This window comes from Protofrankia sp. Cr1, assembly GCF_963555865.1.
GTDB lineage: Bacteria > Actinomycetota > Actinomycetes > Frankiales > Frankiaceae > Protofrankia.
The window spans coordinates 5971-8242 of sequence record NZ_CAUVXO010000215.1; the positions used below are offsets into that span (position 1 = coordinate 5971).

Consider the following 2272-nt stretch of genomic DNA (forward strand, 5'->3'; position numbering starts at 1 on the left):
CGCCTGGATCGAGCGGGCCTGTGTGCCGGTGGTCAAGGACCTTGCCGATATCGGTACCGGCTCCTGATCGTGTTCCAGCTGTCAGCTGTCAGCTGTCGTCGAGGTCGAGGTCGAGGCGCAGCTGCGGGCGGGTGGGATCCCGTAGGTCGGTTCCGGCGGCCAACCATCGCCGCTGGAGCTCGGCCGCTCCGTGTACCCGCTTGAACGCCGACTCGTTGGGGGTCATCGGCAGGACCGGCAGGAAACGCACGGGTGCCGGTGCCTGCGTCGCTGTCCGGGCCGGCAGTGTCGCCGGTGGGTCGGTCGGGTCTGCCAGCGGCAGGTCGGGGATGAGCCCACCGGGCTCGGCGACGAGGACGGCGGTGAAGCGCGCGCCGTCCCAGAGCGGTTCACCCAGGTCGAGTCCTGCTCCGGCGACAACCGGGACGCCTTCGACAGCGGGTATCGCCGCCAGCAGGGCGAGCCGCCGGGCGACGCTGTCGCGCTGGTCCTTCAGGGAGAGCACCAGCTCGGTGCGTGGTCCGGTCGGGTCGATCATTGATGATGCCGGATCGCCCATCGGGGCAATGGACATCCCGAGGGTTGCGTAGCGGACGACTCCCTGCGTTGTGCTGCCGAAACGCAGGACCTCGATGGGCTCTGCGCCGAGAAATGTGATCTCCGCGCGTCCGGTGTCAGGCCCGAGCTCCCGGATCAGGTGGGCCTCCACCAGCCTGAGTACATCCGCGCCGTCCATGGAACCGACCCTACGGGCCTGATGAACTGTCTATGGCGGCAGCGGCTGCTCGGTCCAGATGACCTTGCCGTTGGACGTGTATCGGACACCCCAGCGTCGGGTGAGCTGAGCGATCAGGAAAAGGCCACGGCCGCCTTCGTCGGTGGTGCTGGCACGGCGCAGCCGGGGGGATGTGCCGCTGGCGTCGGATACCTCGCAGATCAGCGTGTGGTCGTGTAGCAGGCGAACCTGGATGGGGCCGGTTGCGTGCCGGATCGCATTGGTGATCAGCTCGCTGACAACCAGTTCAGTGGTGAATGCGGCTTCCGCCAGCCCCCAGGCGGTGAGTTGCCGGGTGACCGCTGCACGCATGGTGGAGACGACCGTCGGGTCAGCGGGTATCTCCCAGCTGGCGTGGCGTTGTGGATCAAGTGCGCGGGTTCGAGCCACCACAAGGGCGACGTCGTCACTTGGATGAGCTGGGAGCATGGCCGTGACCAGAGCCTGGCAGGTCTCCTCCGGCGGACGGTCGGGATGGGCCAGCAGGCGCCGGAGCTGGTCGAGACCAGCGTCGATGTCGCGGTGTCGGTCCTCGATGAGCCCGTCGGTGTACAGGACGAGTTGACTGCCGGGAGCCATCTCGAAGTCGACCGCTTCGAAGGGCAGTCCACCAAGGCCGAGCGGTGGTCCGGCAGGTAGATCGAGGAACTCCACGCTGCCGTCGGGCGCAATGAGTGCGGGCATCGGGTGTCCGGCCCGCGCCATGGTGCAGCGTCTGGAGACCGGATCGTAGATCGCGTACAGGCAGGTTGCCCCGATCATCCCGTGCCCGCAGGGTTCGGCGCCCTCCTCCTCGTCAAGACGGTTGACCAGATCGTCGAGATGACCGAGAAGTTCATCAACCGGCAGATCCAGGGCGGAGAAGTTCTGGACGGCGGTACGTAGGCGACCCATGGTGGCGGCGGCGTGCAGGCCGTGGCCGACCACGTCACCAACCACCAGGGCAACGCGGGCGCTGGACAGGGGGATGACGTCGAACCAGTCGCCGCCTACTCCCGACTGGGCAGGCAGGTAGCGGTGGGCGACTTCGACGGCATGCTGTGCGGGTACGCCCCGGGGGAGCAGACTGCGTTGGAGGGCCAGCGCCAGTCCGTGTTCGCGGGTGTAGCGGCGGGCGTTGTCGATGCACACGGCGGCCCGGGCGACCAGTTCCTCGGCGAGGGACAGGTCATCCTCCTCGAAGGCGCCGGGCTGTTCGGATCGGTAGAAGCTGGCGATCCCGAGTGTCTCGCCGCGTGCGCGCATCGGGACTGTCATGAGTGAGTGGATGCGATGGTCGAGAAGAGTCTCACCGCGCGCGGGATCCTGAGCCAGCCATCCGCTCGCGACCCGTAGATCTTCCTCAAGAACTGACCGCCCGTGGGTGAAGCACCGCGCCTGGGGGGTTGCCGGGAGGTAGCACACGAGGTCGCCCGGCGGGTAGAACGCGCCCTCTGTCGTGATGCCGCGGACGGCGATGCGGCGCATTCCTTCATTCATGCTGGTCGGTTCGTCCCC

The 2272-nt window shown here is 67.7% G+C and carries 2 protein-coding genes; both read right to left on the reverse strand.

Annotated elements, in window-relative coordinates:
- Positions 1–88: 88 nt before the first annotated feature.
- Positions 89–736: a suppressor of fused domain protein gene (locus U9980_RS16605; protein WP_322768748.1), complete on the reverse strand. Its 648-nt coding sequence runs from the start codon at positions 734–736 to the stop codon at positions 89–91.
- Positions 737–766: 30 nt separating this feature from the next.
- A partial coding sequence (locus U9980_RS16610) for an ATP-binding SpoIIE family protein phosphatase (protein ID WP_322768749.1) occupies positions 767–2272 on the reverse strand: 1506 nt, incomplete at its 5' end.

Coding starts and splice junctions, on each gene's coding strand:
- U9980_RS16605 (WP_322768748.1), bottom strand. CDS start 736: ATGGACGGCGCGGATGTACTCAGGCTGGTGGAGGCCCACCTGATCCGG.